This window comes from Chamaesiphon sp. OTE_8_metabat_110 (assembly GCF_031382685.1).
In the GTDB taxonomy this organism is placed as follows: domain Bacteria; phylum Cyanobacteriota; class Cyanobacteriia; order Cyanobacteriales; family Chamaesiphonaceae; genus Chamaesiphon.
On sequence record NZ_JANMZA010000068.1, the window covers coordinates 1 to 1,705 of the forward strand.

The 1,705-nt window shown below is 45.2% G+C and carries 1 protein-coding gene and 1 pseudogene; both read left to right on the forward strand.

Going from position 1 to position 1,705, the window contains the following annotated elements; all coding sequences use genetic code 11:
- The first annotated feature begins 49 nt into the window (after positions 1–49).
- Positions 50–575 (forward strand): annotated as a pseudogene (locus tag RMO52_RS24610) (DM13 domain-containing protein).
- Positions 576–893: 318 nt separating this feature from the next.
- Positions 894–1,622 carry a hypothetical protein gene (locus RMO52_RS02765; protein WP_310410668.1) on the forward strand — a complete coding sequence of 243 codons (729 nt, stop codon included), beginning with the start codon at positions 894–896 and terminating at the stop codon, positions 1,620–1,622.
- Positions 1,623–1,705 lie beyond the last annotated feature (83 nt).

The window sequence follows — 1,705 nt, forward strand, 5'->3', positions numbered from 1 at the left end:
CAGCAGAAACGTGAATCAACTTACTGTCGTAAATAAGGAATGTTTAATTATGAAATTCATCCAAGTATCGATCCTGTGTTTGGCTTCTTTAGTAATAATGAGCGCCGCAAAAGCTGCAACCCAAGATCGGGTTCCGGCTGGCTCTGCGGCGATAAATTCTATGATGGAAATCCGCCCACAGACAACTCAGACTAGTTCTTCAGATCGTCCTTTGCAGTTAGCAGCAACTCTCAAGTCCGGTACATTCGTTCGTGGCGAACAACCGACAAGGTGGTGCCAGTATCGTGACTAAAAACGGTCGATCTTTTCTACAACTAGATTCAGCATTCAAAACTTCTAACCAAGGGCCAGATTTGGTAGTTGTTTTACATCGTTCTGGTAATGTTCTCGGTACGTCCCAAGCACCCAATTATGCATTAAAAGGCGGTGATTATGTAGTTCTGGCTCGCCTAAAAAAATATAGTGGTGCCCAAATTTATGCCATTCCTGCCAATATCAACCTCGCAAATTATCGCTCTGCGGCGATCTGGTGTCGCAAGTTTAATGCTACTTTTGGCGTTGCGCCGTTGGGCTAAAACTGATGTAATTACAGCCAAGTCATAGTCTGTTGGCGATCGGATCGTCAATAACAGAATCGATCTCCAGCAGATTTTTTATTTAGATCTATCAGGGGGAAACGCAGAATTTGGGTGCGATTCAAGCTATTTGTTGTTGCAAATGAGCGCGAAATCTACACCTGTCGATCCACCTGTTCAAGCCGATCTAGATCGAACAGTTCCGTTGAAATTTAAAATCAGCGTTTGAATTTTGGATCTTTTTATCAGCCAAACAACTCAAGTCGTTAGTCGATCGCGCTCTGCATACTAGATAAGGTTAGATGTAAGGCTCAAACGATGACTGACGACGACATGACTAGTGATAGTTGGGATGAAGATGAAGAAGAACTGGAAACTCCCCAAATGGTAGGCAGCGCAATTGCACGTAGCCTCTACCGCGATCCTGCCCTAGCTGAAGCGATCGGGCGCGAACAACTGGGGCTGACTCAAATGGTGACTAGATATCAACAATCGAGTGACGATCCGGTCTATGAAATTCTGGAGATGACCAGAAATATTACTACAGTTGTCGGACAGGTTTATACAAATATCCCGATCTTAGTCTCCGATGCCATGAGCGAAAGTGCGGCAAACATCGAGAGTCGGGTGATTCTAGCAGTCCGGCAAAGTAGTAGACCGCTCGATCTGGAGCCATTGACTGCACAATTAACAGCGGTGAGTGAGGTAACAGCCAAAAATACCAGCACCCAGCTTGAAGCTCAAACAGCCGTCCTCCAGCGCATCGCTCTCAAACCGCAAAAAATCCCCTATATTTTCTATGCCAGTGTAGGTGTAGTTGGAATAGCGAGTCTGCTGGCTTCTGCTTTCACCTGGAAGACAGTCAACGAGCGGATGGCATTGGTGCAGTGGGTAGTTACTCCCGATGGACAATTGGCTAAAGCGATTGTGGTGGCGAATAAGGGTCGATTAGACCAAAACTGTAGAAATACTACCCGTAAACTCGATAGCAAAGTGAAGATTAACGGAATCGATCGCGATAAAATTTGCTTTGTAGCGATCCCTTAGTTGTTGAATTAAACTGTAATAATCGATCGGACAATTCACGAGTGGATTGCCCCAAATTCGGTTAAGGTCAGGTTTTACGGATG